Genomic DNA, 21347 nt, shown 5'->3' on the forward strand with positions numbered 1-21347 from the left:
CTGGAAACAGAATCGATTATGTATTCAAAATGCGCGGCTTGCTGTACAAAATACAAGCATTACTGCTCCTCGTCGCCTGCAAATTTATTCACAACGCTGTTTAGTGTAAGGCCCTGGACAATGACGGAAAAGATCACAATAAAGTAACAGCATGACAAAATCGCTTCCCGGTACGGAGAAGCCGGAAGCAGCAACGCCATGGCAACGGATATGCCGCCGCGCAGTCCGGCCCACGTCAGGATGGCAAGGTTGTCCGGGTTCAGTCTGCGCAAAATGAAAATAGCAGGAATAGAAATACTGATCATTCTGGCAAAGAGAACGATAAGAACCGAAACACAGCCAATCAGCAGGTAATTGCTGAAAAAAGGAAGCAGGATAAGCTGCAAACCGATCATGACAAACAGAATCGTGTTCAGAACTTCATCCAGCAGCTGCCAAACCTTGCTAAGTGACTGTTCTGCCGGATGCGATTTTCCAAAACGGTTATTCCCGATGATGAGGCCGGCAGTTACAGCCGATAATGGAACAGACGCATGAAAACGTCCGGCTACAACCGAAAGCCCCAGGACAAGCGCAACCGAAATCAGAAATATTGTCTGAAAATCGCTGATTGATTTCATAAGCCGGTAACCCGTATAACCTGCCATCAGACCGATTACAATACCGCCGATGACTTCCTGTGAAAAAAGTACCAGCGATTGCATGAGCGATAAGCTTTCCTGCGACTGATCGGCAATGCTGAGCAAGGTGACAAACAGAATAAGACCCACGGCGTCATTGAACATGGATTCACCCGAAATGATGGTTTCCAGCCGGGCAGGAATTCTGGACTGTTTCAAAATGGATGCAACGGCAATCGGGTCTGTGGGTGAAATCAGCGCTCCGAAAACGAATGAATAAACCAGCGGAACTTCAACATTCAACAAGACGGTTGCCAGATGAAAAAGTCCGCCGAATACACCGGCGGAAACAATAACACCCATGGTGCTTAGCAAAATGACAGGCGCTCTCAGCTTTTTAAGATCCTCATAATCAAAATGCATGGCCATGGCAAACAGCAGAAATCCCAGCATGACATCCAGCAGTACCTTTGAAAAATCAATGTTATAGGTCAGCGTTTGGATCAGTCCGGAGTTTTCAGAACCTGTTTTACCGATCAGTATGATAAAAAGCGAAACCACCTTGGTAATCGTCATGACGCCGATGGTTCCCGGAAGCCTGAGAAAACGTTGGTTGAGGTAGGAAAATGCCGCACTGGTTATGATCAGCGCTGTAACAATAGTCAGTATATCCATCAGGTGATTCTTGAAAATTTCGGGAACAAATTGCGCAGTTTTAAGGAATAGGCCGAGCCCGTTTATTTCATTAAAACACCATTCCGGTTGATACGTTAACAGTCACCGCGAATGAAGTTTTATTCCGTGTGCCTGAAATCCTATTGATTTCTCAAACCAATTCCTTCTTAATTTACCGGACTTTCAGACTTGTATTTTCTGATATATCCGGATGGTGTGGTTCCTTCATATTTCTTAAAAACCTGATTGAATGTAGCTTTTGAATTAAAGCCGCATTCCAGCGCAATACCCAGCAGCGACAAATGATTATTCGCCGGATTGACAGCTTCCCGCTTGAATTCCTGTAAACGATACTGATTGACAAACTCAAAAAAGTTGCAGTTAAATGCAGAATTGATAACCTGCGATAACTGATGTCTGGGCAAATTGATCAGCACACTCAGTTCTGTAATGTTCAAATCAGGATCAAGGTAAGGTTTTTCAGCTGACATGAAATCGCGCAGTTGTACGGCAATCGTCTTTGTAGCTTCGTCGGAAAGCCCGCTTTTGGAATATTTTACAGGTTTGGCAATCTGATCTTCATCTTGTAATTCCGTTGCCGGAACAACTTCAACCTGCCATTCGGTTTTTCCCTGGATCATTTTGTAGGCTATCCAGTAAATCAGCAGTACGACCAGAATAAAATGGGACGGGTATATTCCTGAAAAATAAGGAAGCTGGTATTTGCGTGCATAAAAAGTGAAAAGCGAGAAAACCAGAACGCCCAGAACAAGCCAGAGGAACGTTTCCAGCCAGCGAACATGGACATGCGTATCGTCGGAAAAGAAAAGAACACGCTTTTTTTTGCTCTGATAAAAAAACAGCAAAGCCGCCGTTACAAAAGCAATATGCAGATACGTGGTTAAATGATTCATCCAGCCGAAATCCGCTTGCGCAAGCCGGACGGGATCTGTTAAAATGTCTAGCTTATAGGAAGCGGAGGCAGTGAAATAGGGGAGAAGCAGGATCAAATAAATTGCGAAGGGTACAAGATATGCAAGATGCCGGGGCTTGAAGGAAAAATCAATATCAACAACACTCTGCGTAAGAATCAACAGGAGCGGCCCGTACAAAACCGGAAGCAGCCACGATAACCTGCTTAAATGCGGGAATTGCAGAAACAGATCTTTTACATCCAGATAAATCAGCGATAAATGTCCGATCAGCACTGCAATCAGGACAGACAGGATGCGGTTTGGAACCTTGTTCAGCCCTTTGTTATAAAGCAGAAAAATCAGAAATATTCCCTGCAGGATTCCGGAAATCAAAATGGCAGAAATCAATTTGTCAGCGCTTTAAAGGAATGAATAATAAGGTCTGAGCTTGTCGGGAAAGACGATCAGACCGTTTTCTTTGATCAAAATTGCGGAAAAATCAGGGAAATGAATCACCGCTTGCACATTGCCGCTGCTTTGCTTCTGCCCGGGGTTTTTTATGCATGCACAGCGCTTTGCCGTGCCTGAAAAATCATGTTTTTACAAGCATTTACAATCCAATCAATCATAAGCCATGAAAATCAGGAAGTCTGTTTTATTACTCTTTGCCGTTTGCGCCTGTTTCAATTTATCCGCTCAGGATACGTCGCGTTACCAGCTCAGGATTTCGGTCCCGTTGCTGGATTTTCCCCAGAACAAGGATCTGCCGCAGCGTTATGTTTCCATGAACCAGTCCATCGAATTGGCCAACGGCATGTATGAACTTTCCTTTGCCGGAATAGACAAGCTGGGCAATTGGATCGTCCGTCCGAAGTCCGGCGCAGTGGGCAGAAATGTACTGAACGGCGTTTTGAAATATGCCATGAGCCTGGGATTTTCCAGGTACGGAAGTGAGTTGCCGATACCGCTTGGCGTGTGGGCGCATGAGGAATTTCACCGTTCCGTTCTCGGCGTAAACGGTATTGCTTCCAAAAACGGCAACTGGTTTCTGAGCCGATGGGACGGAACGGTGTACGGCATCAGCGACGAAGCGCTTGGTAATCTTAAACGCTCAGACCCGAATGCGTTGCTTTATGCTTATACGGCAGGCATACAGTCCGAAGTGCTAATGAACCAAAGAAATACAACTGACAATTTTTACAGGAAACGTACTTTCTATAAAAATGCGCTGCTGCTTTACAATGCCTGGTATGTTCACAATTATTTCAGGTTTTCAACAAGTCCGGAAAGTGATTCAGTGAAGATCTGGGCAGCGCCGCATGAAAGTCCGGTTGCTTCCGAACGGGATTTTGCCGGTGCGGACCTTACGGCATGGGCTTATGACATGTTCAGCCCGAAAACAGCCTTTACCGAGCGTGCTAAATTTCCGGACGGCGAAGGCGTAAACAGAAGAATCGGGTTTTCAGAACTGTCTGCCGGAGCACAGGATTATTTATTGAAACAGAAAAAACTTTCCTTGCTGAACTTCATCAATCCGGCCATATTTTTTATCAACCGCATCAGGATCAATTCGCATTTTGCTTTTAATTTCTTTACCCAATATGCGCCCACACATTTCGGGAACGATGTGGCACTGTTTATACCCGTACAGCTGAAAAGGCGCGATCTGCTGTTCGCGTTCCACCGGTACAGCAATCTGGAAAAACGCCGTTTTGGTGCGGAGTTAGGCATTCTAAACCATGCTGTTGCCCAAAGAGTGGAAGCAGACATCATACTTCATGCCTGGGAACAACCTGAAAATTTTCTGGAAAACAACTACGCAGCCGGCGGAGCCGTGGATATGATAACAAGGTATGCAATGACCAGAAGCCTGTCGGGATTCGTCCGGGTAAATGCAAAAACAAAAGGCTGGGTTATCGGGAATCCATACCTGAAATCCAATATCTCCGTTCAGACCGGGCTCCGGATTGATCTGGAAAAATAGCTGGAAATAGAGACGTGATTTGTAAATATGAGATGCCATACAAACTTATCCATAGCAGCCGGAAATCTGCTGGTATTCCGTCTGTTATGAAAAAGTCTAACGGTTTAAAATGAATTTGAAAAATCAAAAGAGTAACAAACCAAATGTGTGAAACAGGATTCGAACCTGACCGTTTGCACGGTTTCTACCAGAAGAAGTAACACATTCGTACGACATCTTTCAAATAACAAAAAGGGTAAAAATCAATGCGTGACATGCACCTTGCGGTGCCCTGCTCTACCAACTGAGCTACCTGCAGCTTGCGCAACAGAGCCGGACTCGAACCGGCGACCCGGGATGTGACAGATCGAAGTAACACGCATTTACGACACCTTTTTTCTTTCAAGGAGCAACAGGCAAAACAGGCCGGGGAACCGCTTTGAGGACTCGAACCTCCATCCTGGCTTTCACCATAATGCCCACCCCGTAAGTGCAGCGAAGTATCCTGTTTCTACGGCATCCTTAATGGTTGTTGATCCGCTTTTGGCCGTTAGCTTTTAGCTGTCAGGGTTTTAATTTTGGGCTATTTGTCATTTTAAAATATTTTAGTTGAAACGTATACATATTTATCAGGTATCCGCAATTCAAAGCATGACTGAATTGATTTCGTGCAAAGCGGAATGGCCGTTTTCAAGCGCATGCAGGACGTCAAAAATCTTGTCACTCCATCCGGCAAGCAAGTACACGTCATTCTGCACAAGCTGCAAAGGCGGTTGGCCGTAACCTCTTAAATCGAAAAGGTACAATTTTGCATCGGGTGCAATTTCACGTTTATACCGGATCCAGAGCGCATGGATATGCTCCGGGCTGCCGTTGCTGTTCCAGAGCTGACAGTCGGTAAACAGCATGACTTTATCCATGATTATTTTCCTTTTCAGCAAATCCTTTATCACCAGATAGCCGTTTGTCGCGTACCCGACTTCACCCGTGCGTTTGTAAAATTCCTGCACATTGGCCAGAATGCTGTTTTTAGGTACGGTAATGGTTTTCCACTTGTCACCAAACATTCCGACAACCACATTTTTACTGCGCGAGCGCAGCAGCATGGCAAGCATCAGCCCGATGTCGAAAAGCTGGATTTTAGATTTGGGTGAAACCGGCATTTGCATGGAGCCCGAAACGTCACACGCAAGCAGAACCCTTGTATGCTGGTCAAAGCCGGCCATGGAAGCCGCGCTGCGGGCGGCGGCTTTTTCAAGAGCTTCCAGCAAATCACCCGTATAACCCGTGTTTCCAAACAAAAGATTTTTGATCTTATCTGAAAAGTGCGGTGCCGTTACCTGCATTTCGGCCTGTAATTCGCGGTAGGCAGCCAGATACCGAAAAGGAAACTGCTTTGCTTTGGCCACTTTTTCAGCTGATGAAATGATTTCACAAACTTTTTGCAGATGTCCGTACGAAACGCCTGCCTGAAGGATATTCCGCAGGTTCCGCAGCATGGCCATATAGCCGACTTTATTACTATCGATCAGTTCTTCCCATTTATGCTTGAAAGCTTCGGCACGGGAGGTTTCATTCTCAAAATGATTCTGGCCCAGTGCAGACAATTCCGTTTCCCACGTATAAGCGGTTTCCAGTTTGTTTCCTGCAATTTTGTCAAAAAGCATTTGCTGCATTTCATCCTTGGCTTTCGGATGGACCAGAAACAATGCATCGCGTAACTTGACATCTCCGTTGCGGTTGTACTTTGAAAACTGGTATTCATCAAAGCGGTTGAATGCAGCCGACAATCCTTTCTGTAACTGCTTGGAAAACCGGTTCAGCTTTTTCAGACCGGTACGTTCGTTCAGGAGCTGATAGCAGGCGAGCAGTTCCGTAATTTCATCAGCACGGGCGATTACTTTTTCCGTTGTTCGGGCAATCAGGTTATCGCCGGAGTGAATCCGGGCCAGTTCGGTCAGCAGTACGAGCGGAGCAGAGCGCATGTACATTTTATGACGGGCATATACGGCAAGTCTGGCTACAAATAACGGGTCGCATGAAGCAATCAGCGCCCGAACCCGGTGAAGCCGTTCGTCGTTTTTTTCATAGAAGGTATCATTCAGCGACCAGGTTACTACGGCGGTATAAAGCTGCATTTCAGGATTCATTACAAATGCTTTTGCTCCTTCGTGATTTCTGGTCTGCCGCGTGCTGCTTTTCTGCGTATTGAATTTCATAGTAACCTCCTTTCGTTAATTTGCTGTGTACATTTTCTCTTTGACAATGCAAACCAAAAGCCCGGCTGCGCAGTCTTTTTGCGCAGAAGGATTTATTTTTATATTTTCCGAAAATATTTTTTATGCCTGTAAACCGCAACGCACTGATTCGTTACCGTACGATTGACAATTGTCTGCAGAACCGTTTTCGCAAATGGACGCTGGACGATCTGATTGAAGCTTGTTCCGCTGCACTTTACGAGTTTGAAGGCATTGACAAAGGCGTAAGCCGCCGGTCTGTTCAGGCGGATATTGAAATGATGCGGAGTGACAAGCTTGGTTACGAAGCACCGATTGTGGTCGTTGATAAAAAATATTATACGTATTCCGACAGGCATTACAGCATTACCAATATTCCTCTGAGCCATGAAGATCTGAAAGTGCTCGGTGAAGTTTCGGGCTTGTTGAAACAATTTAAAGGATTCAGCCATTTTAGCGATCTGTCGGAAATGGTCAGCAAGCTGGAAGACCGGATTTATGCGCAGAAAACCCACAGTTTTCCTGTGGTTGAATTTGAGAAAAACGATCATCTGAAAGGGCTGGAATTTATTGAAGGAATTCGCAAAGCCATTATTTCAAAAACGGTGCTTTGTGTAACTTATCAGTCGTTCAAGGCAAAGCAGCCAAATACATTCTGTTTTAGTCCGTATCTTCTGAAAGAATACAGAAACCGGTGGTTTGTACTCGGGCAACCGCATCAGCGGCATGCGCCGTTGCTTACGCTGGCACTGGACAGGTTCCAGTCACTGGAAAACAGCCTTCATGAAAATTACCGTGAAAACCGGACCATTGATCTTGCGACCTACTATGCGGATGTTTTGGGTGTTACTAAAACCCCCGGCCAGCGCAGCATGGAAGTGACTTTCTGGATGAGCCACACCGAAGCGCCATATGTAATCACCAAGCCGCTGCATGCCACGCAAAAAATAGTGAGCAACAACGATGAAGGCATTGTTTTCAGCATTCAGGTAATTTACAATTATGAGCTCGAACGGGAGCTGCTTGGCTTTGGGCCCAAACTCCGGATTTTAGGCCCGCCAAGTCTGCAGAAGCGCATTTCGGAACAGCTTTCGGAGGCGTTAAAATATTATGCAGTGCCGGTTACGGCTATTGACAATCAGTTGTAAGCCGGTTCGGAGCTTAATGATCTGATAGCGGTTAAAATACAAAAGCTGATGATTCCGGCCTTTTTGCCGCAAATACCGGTATACCTCGGAATAAAATTACATTGCATCTTGTACACTTATCTGATTGGTTTTCAGCAGGGCATAAAGTGGATTAATCAGGATGTAAATGCATTTATCAAAAATAAATATCCAAACGCTTGCAATTTAAAATGCATTAACATTACTTTGTCTATCAATTTTATAGACTTATAGTTCTGAACCACCCTGCACTATAAGTAAACCTGAAATCATTTATATATGAAAGCGGTTATTTTACATTCTTCAGATTTGTCTGTCATGACAAATACGGTGGTTTTCTTACAATCCAATCCATTCAGCGCGGATTGTTGTAGCATGTAATATCTTTTTGTTTCGGTTATATCCTGGAATATCCCATTTGGCAGTACCGCCATTCAGGTAAATTTTCGGTGGTTGTCAATTTGCGTTAACTGGCGGACTGTCCGTGGGGTATTCTGGTATTCATATTCAATATAGCTATTTCAGTTATGACATTTGCTGACGTAATACTTCTTGCCAAAAAAATCGCAGTCGGTATCCTGCTCACCATCGTTCCGTTTGTTCTGATAGCCGGAGGAATCTGGCTTGCGTATAGCATTATCCGGTAATCATTTTCAATCCAGTTATCCTTGTCAATCATGAAAATTGAAAAAGAGGTCGTGCAGAAAATCAGGCGCGATGCATTGATCAGTATATTACTATATCTGACACCCGTGTTTTTAATGTTTGCCGCATTTTATCTTACGGATTACAAACCCTGGGCCGGCAGCAACGCACTGCCTTTCAAAGTTCCTCACTTTATCGAAGGCGTTTTTACGCATCTGAGTTCGTGGGGGCTTCCGGTTATTGTACTTGTGCTCGGCATTATTGAATTCATTGCCGGTCTTTACGAAAACAAATGGACCAAAAACGAACGCTTTCTGGATATTGCATGCTATGTGCTTCCCAAAATCATCATTGCGCCGCTGGTAACGTATTTCAGTCTGGAACTGCTTCCGAAAGTTCTGCCCGGTATCAAAGATAACTTTTCATGGGTGCCTTTCTGGTGGGCATTTGCGATCATAGCCGTAGCCGACGACCTCACGCAATACTGGTATCACCGCCTGCATCATCAATTGCCCTGGTTATGGCGTTTCCACAGGACACATCACAGCGCTCCGTACATGGGTATGGCGATGGCCGGCAGACAGAACATCATCTACACCATTTTCTTTTCCCAGACCTATCTGACCGTAGCGCTGACCTACGTCGGACTTGGCTATGCGGCTTTGTTTGTAAAAGTGGTCAAATCGCTGATTGTAACCGGTGCGCATTCCAGTATTCCATGGGATAAACCGTTTTATACGATCAAATGGCTCAGCCCGATTGGCTGGGTTCTGGAACGATTTATATCAACGCCTGCCACGCACTATGCGCATCATGCGGATACAACCGATGACGGCGTAGGTTATTACAAAGGCAATTTCGGCAACATGTTTTTTCTCTGGGACATTATTTTCGGAACCGGCATTATTACCCGCAGATACCCGACTTCATTCGGTATCAAGCATTACAAGGAAGAAGAATGGTATGCACAATTGTTGTGGCCAATACTGAAATCCAAGAAAAGCGGCAGTGAACTGGCTGCTGACGGCCCTATGGTCGGAGATGAAGTCAAAAACGAAAAACTTCCTGAAAACCTGCCATCACCCATTCGCATCTGAAACAGTTCAGAGCAGTTATTTTAAAAAAAGTCATCATGAAAAACATTTACCTGATAGCAGTATTGGGCACCTTGCTCTTTGCCTCTACTTTCGCAAATGCGCAGGATATCATCACCGGAGTTGTAAAGGATGAAACCGGAATGGGATTGCCCGGCGCTACCATCATTGAAAAAGGCACGTCCAAAAACACCGTTACCGACCTGGATGGAAAGTTCAGTATTCCTGCTTCCAAAGAATTTCCGTTTACATTACAAATCAATATTACCGGTTTTCAGCAGCAGGAAATTGAAATTTATGAACTGTCGGAGGAGCCGGTGGAAGTGGTCCTGAAAACGGCCAATTTGCTGAATGAAGTGGTGGTGATCGGTTATGGCGAGCAAAAAAGAAAGGACATTACCGGTTCCGTTTCTTCCGTTCCCATTGAAATCAAATCGCAGCCTGTTGTTTCCGTAGAAAGGTTACTTCAGGGTTCCATTGCGGGTGCAACCGTAACGCAGACCTCCGGGCAGCCGGGCGGTGGCGTCAGCGTCCAGATCAGAGGGAGCAACTCCATTACTGCAGGAAGCGATCCGTTGTATGTAATCGACGGCTTTCCGATCAATAATGATTACGGTGTGAGCGATGCCGGTGTAACGGCCGGTTCCAAAATCAATCCGCTTTCCTTTCTGAACACGGCTGATATTGAATCCATTGACGTACTGAAAGATGCTTCGGCAACCGCAATTTACGGATCAAGAGGAGCAAACGGCGTTGTAATTATCACAACAAAAGGCGGTTCCAAAAACAAGTCTTCGATTACTTATGAATCCTATTTCGGAAGACAGGAAGTGATCCGGACTTTGCCCTTGATGAATGCAGGCGAGTGGTGGCAGCTCCGGAAAGATGCAGCCTTTAACTCGGGCAAAACGCCGGTTCTGCCCAGCGTAATCGGGTTTTCACTGGATACAACGGGAGCGGGGACCGACTGGCAGGCGGCAGCTTTCAGAAAGGCGACGCAGCAAAGTCACAGCATTTCCATTCTTTCCGGTTCGGACAAAACAAGGCTCGGGATTTCAGCCAATTACCTGAAACAGAATGGCGTTCTTCAGAATACCGATTTCAACAGGCTTTCGGCCCGCTTCAACATTGATCACAGTTACAGCGATAAGTTAAGGTTTACGTCCAGCATTACCGGGAGCCATACCAAAGCCAACGTGGCTCCCGCATCGGTCGTTTCCGCGCTGGTCCTGACGCCGCCGTCTCTGCCGATTTATCAGGAAGACGGAAAATTCGTCAAGTTCAGTCCGTTTGAAACCGTTTATGCCAACCCGATCAATTCACTTTACAATCAGCTGAACCAAACCATTACCAATCGTTTTTTAGGAAATATTTCGGCTGAATATACGATTATTGAAGGCCTCAAAGCCAAAGTGCTGGTCGGGGCGGATGTCGTGGACAACAAGCAGAACCGCTATTTGCCGATTTCGACTTACGAAGGCACGGCTCTGAACGGAAATGCTTTGGTAGGTTCCATTTTTACGACGAACTGGCTGAATGAAAATATATTAAGTTACGATAAAGAGCTTAATGATAAAAACAGGATCAACGCCGTAATCGGTTTTACTGCCCAGCAGTCACAGTCAAAAGGAGCCATTGCCGAGGCAGCCGGGTTTTCATCCGACGCTTTCGGCTACAATAATCTTGGAACAGGAATCACCAACAGAACGCCGGGCTCATCTTCGACCGACTTTGCGCTGGCATCTTATCTGGGCCGTATCAATTATGTTTTTGACGACCGTTATCTGGTGACGTTCACGCTTCGTGCAGACGGTTCTTCCAAATTCGGGGCCGGAAATAAATGGGGTTACTTTCCTTCCGCAGCATTGGGCTGGAACATTGCCAATGAACAATTTTTCAAAAATATCACGAAAGTCAGCCTGCTGAAACTGCGGTTGAGCGCCGGATCGACCGGGAACCAGAGCATTCCGCCGTATCAGTCGCTTGCGCAGCTGACTTATTATCCGTATAATTTTTCATCGAGTACAGTTTCAGGTTATGCGCCGAGTACGGTATCCAACAAAAATCTGGGATGGGAAAAGACTTTTCAGGTGGATGCCGGACTGGACATCGGTTTGTACAAAGACCGCCTGAACATTACTGCGGATTATTATTACAAGAAAACCACGGATCTGCTGCTTACGAGAACGGTACCGGGAACATCAGGATTATCCGATTTCTATTCCGGGCAAGGTTCCACGATTTACCAGAATGTAGGCGCGGTTTCAAACAAGGGTTTTGAATTGGCCATTAATTCCCAGAATCTGACGGGTGATCTGAAATGGAATTCGATCTTCATTTTTGCACGCAATACAAACAAAATCCTGGATCTGGGCGCAGGCGTAAACCAGTATATTCCTTCCAGTTCGGCGCCATCCATCGCGAAAGTCGGCCATCCGCTGGGTTCATTCATCGTGTATAAAACCGACGGCGTGATTCAGGATGGTGAAACCGCACTGACGCCGCAGGCCAACAAAGGGCCGGGCGGACAGCAGTTCAAAGATCTGGACGGCGACGGCAAAATCACGCAGGCCGGCGACAGAGAAGTCATTGACAACCAGATCAAATTCACTGCCGGACTGACCAACACTTTCAATTACAAAGGATTTGATCTGGCCGTTTTCTTCCAGACTTCCGTTGGCGGCAAACTGTACAATGTAAACCGTGCAAACCTTGAACTGGGAACGGGTTACACCAATGCATCGCGTGAACTTCTGAACCGCTATTCCCCGACAAACACCGATACGGACGTGAAAGAAGCTTATCAGGACCCTGCGATCACCATTTCGGACCGCTTCATTGAAGATGCTACCTATTACAGGCTGAAAAATATTTCATTCGGTTATTCACTGCCAAAAGCATTGCTTTCGCAAGTGCGCATTCAGTCGCTGCGGATTTATGTGTCTGCCCAGAATGCCATCACCTGGACCAAATACACCGGTTTTGATCCGGAAGTGAGTTCCAACGGACAAAGCCTGATCAACAAAGGCGTGGACGACAGTGTGTACCCGAACAACAAATCTTATCAGGTCGGTTTATCGCTGACATTCTGATAGCCATTCCAATTGATTTTTAAAATGAAAAAATATTCTTACCTCGCTCTCGCGCTCAGCACGCTGTTCATTGCTTCCTGCAAAGAATTCCTGACCGAAGAACCCGCTTCGGTAATAACCGAAGAACAGTATTACAAAACGGAATCCGATGCCAATACCGCGATTAATGCCGTATACTTTTTCCTGAATTCCGGAAGGATTCAGACGCCCTACAATACTTTGTTCAACACGGGCATGAACATGGGCAGCGATGACGAAGATCCGGGACCCGGCGCAACGAATCCGGACGTACGGTCGCTGGCGGTGCAGTCGCATTCTTCCAGTAATCTGCGGGTTTATGAAATCTGGCAGCAGCATTATGCCGCTATCCGTAAGGACAATGTGGTTTTGAACAAAATTCCGGCAATCAGTTTCAGTATTCCGGGCAATAAGGAAAGGATTCTGGGCGAAGCCAAATTTCTCAGAGCATTGTTTTACTTCAACCTTGTACGGCTTTACGGCGATGTGCCTCTGGTTACCGAATATCAGAATTACGTTTCACCGTCTGATTATGCCATTGCAAAAAGCCCGTCCGCTGATGTATATGCACAGATTGAGAAAGATTTAACCGAAGCCGCAGCCGTTTTGCCTGCTTCTTACAGTTCGCCGGATTTGGGAAGAGCAACTTCCGGAGCTGCCAAAGCGCTGCTGGCAAAAGTATATCTGATCAAGGCATCGCTTCCCTTAAAGCTGGCGGAAAATTACCAAAAGGCCATTTCCAAAGCGGAAGAAGCCTTGTCGCCGGCCGACGGCGGAACGGGGGTTTACGGTTATGATCTGGCAACGGATTATGCAAAGGTTTTCCTGCCGGCTTTTAAAAACGGCACGGAGCACATATTTTCTGCGCAGATGAAAGCAAATTCCTATAATCAGGGAAATAATGAAATGTCCCGTGCGATTTTCTCCGCCATTCCCGGCCTGACCGGAAACTATGCGCATATGGTTCGTTACTACACGGAAGGAGAGGATAAGTTTTTCAGTATTTACAAACTTTTCAAACCTACGGACAAGCGCAGGGCTGTAACTTTTGTAAGAAGTTTTACCAGTCCGGCCAATGGAAAAAAATACGCATTGCCGCTTGTGAACCCGGCTGTTCCAAATGATTCCACGCCATTCTGGAACAAATGGTGGGACCCGAACAACACGGCTGTAACCTCAAACTCCGAAGCCAACGTGCCGATCATCCGTTATGCGGAACTGCTGCTGATCCACGCCGAAGCTGAAAATGAAGTAAACGGCCCGACTGTAAAAGCCTATAAATCAATCAACAGAGTGCGGGCAAGAGCCGGTCTGCCAAACCTGACGGCTGGGTTAACAAAAAACCAGTTTCGTGATTCGGTTTATTTTGAGAGAAGGCTGGAACTCGTATATGAATACCAGAGATGGTTTGACCTGATCCGTGAGAAAGACGCAGACGGCAACGGAATTTTATTGAAAAGCCTGCAAAAAGTAGGTAAAACCAATGCGACCGAGAAAAATTACCTGTACCCGATCCCGCAGACGGAGCTTGATAACAACCCGCTATTAAAGCAGAATGTTCTCTGGGAGTAACAGATCAATTTTTTTAAAATAAATATTAAAACGGACTTAAACGCAGGGAACATGCATACAAAATTGAAATCAGTATTACTGTTGATGCTTTTTACAACTTATACCTCTTTTGCCCAGCAAAAGCCGAACGTCATTGTCATTCTAGCAGATGATCTCGGTTACGCCGATCTTGGATGTTACGGAAGTGAAATCCCGACGCCGAACCTGGATAATCTTGCCCGGAACGGAGTACGGCTGACCAGTTTTTATAACACGGCACGCTGCTGCCCGACCCGTGCTGCGTTGCTGACAGGCGTATACAGCCATCAGGCCGGGATCGGCCACATGATGGAAGACAAAGGCGCAGATCATCCCGCTTACCGTGCACAGCTGAACGATAAAAGTGTGACCATTGCCGAAGTGATGAAAAGCGCAGGTTACTTTACGGCCATGACGGGAAAATGGCATGTAGGGCAGCCGCACGGAACCGTTCCGTGGAAGCGCGGTTTTGACCGTTCGCTGAATGCGCCCGCAGGCGGATTTTATTACGGTGCCGGAAAAGGAGCCAAGCTGTTTCTGAACGGCGAAGAGCTGGCCAATGATTCGGACAAGCTGCCTGCAAAATGGTACACAACCGATCTCTGGACCGACTTCGGGCTCCGGTTTATCGATGAAGGAATTGCTGCCAAAAAGCCGTTTATGCTGTATCTGGCGCACAATGCACCGCATTTTCCTTTACAGGCTCCGGAAGAAGACATAGCCAGATTCAGAGGAAAATATCTGAAAGGTTATGAAAAACTTCGTCAGGAGCGCTATGAAAAGCAGATCCGGCTCGGCCTTATTGATCCGTCATGGAAACTGCCGCCGATTAATCCCAATGTGCCGAAATGGGAAAGTCTGAGCCAGGCAGAGAAGGAAAAATACGACCATATGATGGCAATTTATGCCGCTGTGATTTACAGGCTCGACAAGAGTATCGGGGATCTGGTCAACGGTTTGAAAAAGAGAGGCGTTTTTGATAATACCGTCATCCTTTTTGTTTCGGACAACGGCGGCAATGCAGAGCCGGGCATTGAAGGGAAGTTTGAAGGAGAAAAACCGGGTTCGGCAGAGTCCGCGGTGTTTATCGGTCAGGGCTGGGCAGAAGCAGCTTGTACACCATTCTGGGCTTACAAGCATCATACGCATGAAGGCGGCATTTCGTCGCCGGGCATCATTTCCTGGCCGGCAGGAATACCGGCAAGCCGGAACGGGAAATTTGAAAAACAGCCCGCACACATCATTGATATCATGGCTACGTTGGTTGATCTTGGCGGTGCAAAATATCCGGCAACATACAATAACCAGCCCATTCAGCCACTGGAAGGCGCCAGTCTGAGGCCGGCATTTACCGGAAAACCGATTAGCCGGAAAAACCCGATTTTCTGGGAGCATGAAGGCAACCGGGCCATCCGGGACGGAAAATGGAAACTGGTCGCCGAACGTTCGGAAAAATGGCAGTTGTATGACATAGAAAAAGACCGCACCGAGCTGGCCGATCTTTCTTCAAAATATCCGGAAGTGGTTAAAGAGCTGGAAGAAAAGTATGCAGCGTGGTACAAAAGAGTGGGCGCGGAACCCTATGACAAGGATTTCAAATGGTTTTATGATTACGAAAAAGCAAAAAACGAAGCAGCGTCAATAAAGTAAATTATTCTGGTTTTAGCGTTAATAAAGACCTTCCTGTGAAGGTCTTTATTTTTTTATTTATGTATAAATGATATCGAATCGGAGATAAGTAACAATAACCGCGGAGCGGTATCCTGTTTGTAGAAAATACGGAATACATGAAAATGGTTTTTAACCCCGGACGGGGTTTCCTTAAGCAAGAAACAGGATGCTCCTCCGGAGCAAAAAAATCAAAATACCGCATTGAATTGCTACAAACAGAGGGCTCCTCCGGAGCAACCAATAACTGCGGAGCGGTTTCCTGTTTATAGAAAATGTGAAATCCATGAAAAAAGATTTTAACCCCGGACGGGGTTTCCTTAAGCAAGAAACAGGATGCTCCTCCGGAACAAAAAAATCAAAATACCGCATTGAATTGCTACAAACAGAGAGCTCCTCCGGAGCAACCAATAACCGCAGAGCGGTTTCCTGTTTGTAGAAAATGTGAAATACATGAAAAAAGATTTTAACCCCGGACGGGGTTTCCTTATGCAAAAAACAGAATGCTCCTCCGGAGCAAGAATAAATTACCATATGTAATTTGCCGGAACAAAAAGCTGACAACCAAATACAAATTGCCAATAACAGCATATAATAATTAACTTAGCCATTTTATATTCCAGGCACAAATGGCGCACTTTCCGGTAACCAATTCCAATCTCTCTGCCGAACATCTCGGGCTGTTTATACAAACAAAATATGCATTGGGTAAAAACACCAGATGCAGGCTGATCCGGGCGGGCATCAATGACACATATCTCGTTAATGATGATTTGCAGCAGTTTGTTTTCAGGGTTTACAGCGCAGGCTGGCGGACAAGGATTGAAATCGAGGAAGAACTGAATTTACTGAACTTGCTACGTGTCAATCAGATTTCTGTTTCTTATCCGGTTGCGGATCATGCAGACAATTTCATTCAAATACTGAATGCACCGGAAGGTGACAGGTTTGCTGTTTTATTTAGTTATGCAAAAGGTGAAAAGCTGCACGATGTTCCGGCAGAAACCCATTATAAAATAGGACAGTTAATAGGCCGTTTTCATGAAATTACGCTTAACCGGACATTGAAAAGGGTTCATTACACACCGGAAATCGTACTTGTGGATGCACTGAAAAAACTGGAATTGTTTCTACCGCCGGAAACAGCGGAAATGCAGTTCATGAAGTCGATGCAAAAGTATTTGCTGCATGAATTTTCAAAAGTAAACGGCGATACAATCCGTAATGGAATTGTGCATCTGGATATCTGGTTTGACAACCTGAATGTGACGGATAAAAACGAAATAACAATCTTTGATTTTGATTTTTGCGGAAACGGCTGGCTTTGTTTTGACATTGCTTACTATGTCATGCAACTGCACAATATTGAAAAGTATGAAGCAAAGGATTACACGCCTAAAATTGAGAACTTCTTTTCTGGGTATGAATCGGTTACAAAAATCAGCACAAATGAAAAAGCGCTTGTTCCGGTGCTGGGATTAAGCTTGTATTTTTTTTATCTGGGTGTTCAATGCGAGCGGTTTGAAAACTATTCAAATGTCTTTCTGAATGAGAATTATCTGAAAAGATTTATTAACGGATTGGTAAAAAGGTATTACGAGATTACAAAAGTGGCTTGAAAAGCTTTGATATTTTTCAGGCATATCAATAAAACGAAAAGTGTTTGTGTAACAGCGGGCAATTACATGGAAAAACTACTTCATTTTGTAAAAAAATACATGGCTGTTGTACATATTGTTCCCATGCAATTATATTAATCCCAAACGACTTTGCTGCCTCTGAAATTTCCCGAATTAAATTCAGTATTTATTGAATAGTTATACTATCTGCACATATATCATAATTATATTTGGTTGAGCTATGCAGATGTTAATGACGAAGCCAAATATTATGAACTGGATGTGACCGAACATGTCCGTGCGCAGTTTGGATCTGATCGGATCGTGAGCATTATTTTGAAAAACCCTACGGCCAGAAACCGGAAAATGTATTTTCACAGCAAGGAAAAACATGAAGGCGCCGTTTCGTTGCAGCTGATCAGCAAGCCGGGAAGAACTTATGATCTTGCATTGCCTGAACAAAAATCGGCGAAGACCGAAGTAGACATTTCCGGGCTATCGCTGAGCAAAGGGCTGTATTTGTTGAAAGTCCGTTCTGCCGCCACAATTGAAGTGTTGAAAGTGCTTGTTACGGAATGAATGTAATTTTTGAAGTTTTTTGTGAGATGTGAGATGTAAAATGTGAAATTTGATTTTTGATTGCATGCAAATTTTGTTAATGAAAAAGGCCCGGCTAATTGAAAATCAGTTCGCCGGGCCTTTTGAATATGAATTTATGCAATGAACCAAAAGCGTATCCGTTGCATCGAATTACTTATTTATCTGCTTTTCCGATGATTGTTAAAATGCTTTTCGGATTAACTGAAATTCCTTTTGAAAAGCCGGTTGTATTTACCGGTTCAAGGCTGGCGTTACCGGAAGTCTGGTATGCACTTTTAACCTGAAAATTTTCCTGACCCGATTTCAGGGTAAATTCCCTGGCTTGTGTTCCGGAATTGATGATGACGCTGACAAGTTCTCCGTTCGTATTTAAAAAGGAAGAGACCAGCAGATCCTTTTCATCTCCGGCCACCGTAACGGCTGTTCTTACCGCACCCGGACGTACAAATCGGCTGTATTGGCCCAGTGCCCAGAGCATTTTGGTAGGCTGAAGATTTCCGTCTGTTTTGTTTCTATCAATCGAGATCAGCCCGTCTTTATAATCATACGGCGAAATGGCCAGCCACCAGTGCCAGGCAGAAGCGTTGGCATTTACAAGATCATTGTGTATTACTTTTGCTATGTACAATCCGGCGTCTATGCCCAGATCTTTTCCTTCTCCTTTAATTTCGCCTTCATTGTCGCCCAAAATACAATATTCCGACATCCAGTATTTCAGACCGTCAACGTTTCTCAGGCTTTCGGCCAGCTTGGTTCTTTTGTCAGCCGCGGCTTTGTACGGTGATGTAGTGAAATAGCTGTGTCCCGAAATGGATCTGGAAAGATTCGGCAGGTCGCCGACATAATTTGCCGAGGCTTTGTCAAAAAATGCATAAATCTGATTCTGACGATCCTGTTTGTTATGCTCTGAATAGAGGTATTCAATTTGTCCCGCTTCGGCGATGTCAATCTTTGTGCTGAGTTTTTGTCCGGATAAAGCGGAACTGAGCGACCGGGTAATCTGCGCAATTTCATTGTTGTAAAAAGGCGTTCCTTCCTGGCCGCCGTCACTCCAGTCCCATTGCGGTTCATTGACCGGGCTGATGTGATTGAAAGTGATGCCCGTTTTCTTGCTGACACCCGTGATTACATCGGCAAGATACGTTGCAAATTGAGGAAAGTTAGAGGCCGCAAGGTTGGGCTTTCCGTTATGCGCATATCCTTTTTTGTTGACCGTAAGCTGCACCGGCGGACTGTTCGGAAAGGCAAGAAATTCATTGACGCCCCGCGCCTTGGCTGCATTCAGGAACCAGATCTGGCCGGCTTGTTTATCCCAGTTATAAGTTCCATCGTTATTCAGAAAGGATTCGGCCCGGCGCCATTCGTCCCGGATACCGCTTTGCTCGCCCTGTTCGGCTGTGCCTGCTCCGATATTGAAGCGCCAGATTGACAGGCCAATGCCTTTTGGCTGGCCGTCCGCGCCTGATTCCTGACTGAAAAGAAGATCCGCAATGGCATTTCTTTTTGCATCCGGCCAGTTGCCTACAAACTGGCACGCCCATGCATCCGAGGCACCGAAATGATCTATGGACTGATACGTTCTGGCAGGATTGATGGTGATGGTCAGTGCCTGGTCCGTTTTCGGGATCCCGGCTGTTTTTTCGGCGGACTTGCAGGAAACGACGGTCAGGAAAAAACATAAAAAAGTTAAATTTCTGTAAATGCTGTCTGATGGCATGGCTGAGGTATATAAAAAGCCCTTTTCCCGGTTAGAGAAAAGGGCCGTTTTTATTCAATTAATATCCCTGATTTTGTGTAAGCTTATTGTTCGATGCCTGAATTTCCGCGCGGGGAATCGGCAGCCAGTATTGCTTTTCGGTAAAGCTTTTGCCTGTCAGCGCTTCTTTTTGCTTGTAGGTATAAGCTGTTCCATTCTTGCCGATTTCGATGCCGTAAGCAGGTTTGTTCTCTTTTTCCAGCGCAATTTTCCAGCGGCGCACGTCATAAAAACGATGCTCTTCAAAAGCCAGCTCAATGCGGCGCTCGTTGCGGATGCGTTCTCTCATCTGAGCCTGTGTAAGTCCGGCAGGAAGCGCCGGCATGGCAACCCCGATCCGCTGACGAATTGCATTGATCGCTGCATATACAGAAGCATCCGGCCCAACCGCTTCATTTTGTGCCTCGGCATAATTCAGCAGGATTTCTGCATAACGGAAGTAAATCCATGTTTGTGTCCCGGCTACGTCCCACGGATTGTCAATGGGAAGATTGTCGTTCATGAATTTTCTGAGATAATAGCCCGTTTTGGAAGTATTCCAGTTGGAAGGGCCGTCTTTACTGTCTTTGCCGCCCGGCGTATAAGTCTCGATGATGCTGTTTCTGTACGTTGCACCGTTGTACAAAATGGTTGCGTAAAACCTCGGATCACGGTTTTTGTACGGATTCTGCGGGTCGTAACTTGTTTTTGCATCGGTGATTTTGGTGCCGTCCATCATTTCGTAATCATCCACGATGTTCTGCAAAGGCACATTGCCGCCCCATGCATTATAGCTGTTCGGACCGTTGGCTATTTCCAGACATACGTGGCGCGCACCGACGGCATACAATCTTCCGAAGATGATTTCCGGATTATCCGTTGTGGTGAAAAGGCTGCCATAACCGCCTGTGTACAGGCTGTATTTATTCATATCCATTACTGCCTTGGCTGCCGCAGCCGCTTGTTGCCATGTGCCGGCATTGTACAACGGACTGGCTGCATAAAGCAATAATCTTGATTTTAACGCCATGGCTGCGCCTTTTGTCGCCCGGCCCAGTTTCCATGTATTGTTGTCATTGGACTCCGGCAGCAATGCAGCCGCTTCATCAAGCTGCGCCGTTGCGTAGTCGATGCTGGCTTTGATGTCTGCACGGTTGAAAAGATCCTGGCTTGTCAGGTCATCGCTGATCTCGCTCACCTTGTCGCCCATCAGCACCACACCGCCGTAATTGCGGATAAGGTCATGATAACGGAATGCGCGGATAAACTGCAGTTCGCCCCGGAGCATCTTCTTTTTCCCTTCACTCATCGGGACCTTGTCTATATTGGCAAGCGCATAATTTACTTCGCGGATACTGCGGTAGCTTCTTCCCCAGAAAGTACCTGCAATGCCGGTGTTTTCGGGAGCGATCTGTCCGCGCTGGATCAGCCAGGTGTTGTCGTCGTTATTGTAAATGGATTCATCTGTCAGCGATGACCACATGGCGTATTCAAAACCGCGTCCAAAACCGGGCAATGTTCCTTCGGCTTCTTTGTCTGTAAGCCTGGTTCCCATATAACGGTTGGTTACAAAAGCCTCAAACAGCACCGAGTCCGACAGGATGGAAGCATCTGATACGCGGTCGGTAGGAACTACATCCAGGAAATTTTCCTTGCAGGATACCAGGCACATCGACGCAGCAAGCGCTGATAAAACGGTCATTCTTTTTAT

Annotated in this window: 13 protein-coding genes; 8 read left to right on the forward strand and 5 right to left on the reverse strand. The window is 45.9% G+C overall.

All coding sequences use genetic code 11. The annotated features are described in order from the left end of the window. Window positions 1-59 precede the first annotated feature (59 nt). Both FEM33_RS20165 and FEM33_RS20170 read right to left on the reverse strand, forming a co-directional pair. Window positions 60-1295: a cation:proton antiporter gene (locus FEM33_RS20165; RefSeq protein ID WP_139013796.1), complete on the reverse strand. Its 1236-nt coding sequence runs from the start codon at window positions 1293-1295 to the stop codon at window positions 60-62. Window positions 1296-1462: 167 nt separating this feature from the next. Then, complete coding sequence (locus FEM33_RS20170) at window positions 1463-2617, reverse strand: helix-turn-helix domain-containing protein (protein ID WP_139013797.1); 1155 nt, start codon at window positions 2615-2617, stop codon at window positions 1463-1465. A gap of 226 nt (window positions 2618-2843) precedes the next feature. Between FEM33_RS20170 and FEM33_RS20175 the strand changes: the two genes are divergently transcribed. Continuing rightward, window positions 2844-4193: a hypothetical protein gene (locus FEM33_RS20175; RefSeq protein ID WP_139013798.1), complete on the forward strand. Its 1350-nt coding sequence runs from the start codon at window positions 2844-2846 to the stop codon at window positions 4191-4193. Between the two features lie 623 nt (window positions 4194-4816). Here the strand turns inward: FEM33_RS20175 and FEM33_RS20180 are convergent. After that, on the reverse strand, window positions 4817-6391 hold the full coding sequence (locus FEM33_RS20180) for a TROVE domain-containing protein (RefSeq protein ID WP_139013799.1): 1575 nt from the start codon (window positions 6389-6391) through the stop codon (window positions 4817-4819). Between the two features lie 122 nt (window positions 6392-6513). On the opposite strand from FEM33_RS20180, the gene FEM33_RS20185 reads away from it, so the two are divergent. The 7 genes from FEM33_RS20185 (at window position 6514) to FEM33_RS20215 (ending at window position 17880) form a co-directional block, all read left to right on the forward strand. Beyond that, the gene (locus FEM33_RS20185; RefSeq protein WP_139013800.1) at window positions 6514-7557 is read left to right on the forward strand and encodes a helix-turn-helix transcriptional regulator; all 1044 of its coding nucleotides are present in this window, start codon (window positions 6514-6516) and stop codon (window positions 7555-7557) included. Window positions 7558-8252: 695 nt separating this feature from the next. Further along, the gene (locus FEM33_RS20190; RefSeq protein WP_139013801.1) at window positions 8253-9317 is read left to right on the forward strand and encodes a sterol desaturase family protein; all 1065 of its coding nucleotides are present in this window, start codon (window positions 8253-8255) and stop codon (window positions 9315-9317) included. Between the two features lie 35 nt (window positions 9318-9352). Next, on the forward strand, window positions 9353-12406 hold the full coding sequence (locus FEM33_RS20195; RefSeq protein ID WP_229214321.1) for a SusC/RagA family TonB-linked outer membrane protein: 3054 nt from the start codon (window positions 9353-9355) through the stop codon (window positions 12404-12406). Between the two features lie 24 nt (window positions 12407-12430). Beyond that, the gene (locus FEM33_RS20200; protein WP_139013803.1) at window positions 12431-13996 is read left to right on the forward strand and encodes a RagB/SusD family nutrient uptake outer membrane protein; all 1566 of its coding nucleotides are present in this window, start codon (window positions 12431-12433) and stop codon (window positions 13994-13996) included. 63 nt (window positions 13997-14059) lie between these two features. Then, window positions 14060-15664 carry an arylsulfatase gene (locus FEM33_RS20205; protein WP_229214322.1) on the forward strand — a complete coding sequence of 535 codons (1605 nt, stop codon included), beginning with the start codon at window positions 14060-14062 and terminating at the stop codon, window positions 15662-15664. A 647-nt stretch (window positions 15665-16311) separates the two neighbouring features. Beyond that, entirely contained in the window at window positions 16312-17301 is a 990-nt protein-coding gene (locus tag FEM33_RS20210; protein ID WP_139013805.1) for a phosphotransferase, read from the forward strand. A 234-nt stretch (window positions 17302-17535) separates the two neighbouring features. Then, window positions 17536-17880, forward strand: coding sequence for a CBM96 family carbohydrate-binding protein (locus tag FEM33_RS20215; protein ID WP_139013806.1), 345 nt, complete (start codon window positions 17536-17538; stop codon window positions 17878-17880). 175 nt (window positions 17881-18055) lie between these two features. On the opposite strand, the gene FEM33_RS20220 is transcribed toward FEM33_RS20215, so the two are convergent. Both FEM33_RS20220 and FEM33_RS20225 read right to left on the reverse strand, forming a co-directional pair. Beyond that, window positions 18056-19618: a glycoside hydrolase gene (locus tag FEM33_RS20220; RefSeq protein ID WP_139013807.1), complete on the reverse strand. Its 1563-nt coding sequence runs from the start codon at window positions 19616-19618 to the stop codon at window positions 18056-18058. Between the two features lie 58 nt (window positions 19619-19676). Then, complete coding sequence (locus FEM33_RS20225; protein WP_229214323.1) at window positions 19677-21338, reverse strand: RagB/SusD family nutrient uptake outer membrane protein; 1662 nt, start codon at window positions 21336-21338, stop codon at window positions 19677-19679. Window positions 21339-21347 lie beyond the last annotated feature (9 nt).

The organism is Dyadobacter flavalbus (genome assembly GCF_006149045.1).
Lineage (GTDB): Bacteria > Bacteroidota > Bacteroidia > Cytophagales > Spirosomataceae > Dyadobacter > Dyadobacter flavalbus.

What these genes read in the sequence shown, in the direction of transcription:
- FEM33_RS20165 (WP_139013796.1), bottom strand. Translation starts at nt 1,295, where the DNA reads ATGGATATACTGACTATTGTTACAGCGCTGATCATAACCAGTGCGGCA.
- FEM33_RS20175 (WP_139013798.1), top strand. Translation starts at nt 2,844, where the DNA reads ATGAAAATCAGGAAGTCTGTTTTATTACTCTTTGCCGTTTGCGCCTGT.
- FEM33_RS20180 (WP_139013799.1), bottom strand. Translation starts at nt 6,391, where the DNA reads ATGAAATTCAATACGCAGAAAAGCAGCACGCGGCAGACCAGAAATCAC.
- FEM33_RS20185 (WP_139013800.1), top strand. Translation starts at nt 6,514, where the DNA reads ATGCCTGTAAACCGCAACGCACTGATTCGTTACCGTACGATTGACAAT.
- FEM33_RS20190 (WP_139013801.1), top strand. Translation starts at nt 8,253, where the DNA reads ATGAAAATTGAAAAAGAGGTCGTGCAGAAAATCAGGCGCGATGCATTG.
- FEM33_RS20195 (WP_229214321.1), top strand. Translation starts at nt 9,353, where the DNA reads ATGAAAAACATTTACCTGATAGCAGTATTGGGCACCTTGCTCTTTGCC.
- FEM33_RS20200 (WP_139013803.1), top strand. Translation starts at nt 12,431, where the DNA reads ATGAAAAAATATTCTTACCTCGCTCTCGCGCTCAGCACGCTGTTCATT.
- FEM33_RS20210 (WP_139013805.1), top strand. Translation starts at nt 16,312, where the DNA reads ATGGCGCACTTTCCGGTAACCAATTCCAATCTCTCTGCCGAACATCTC.
- FEM33_RS20220 (WP_139013807.1), bottom strand. Translation starts at nt 19,618, where the DNA reads ATGCCATCAGACAGCATTTACAGAAATTTAACTTTTTTATGTTTTTTC.
- FEM33_RS20225 (WP_229214323.1), bottom strand. Translation starts at nt 21,338, where the DNA reads ATGACCGTTTTATCAGCGCTTGCTGCGTCGATGTGCCTGGTATCCTGC.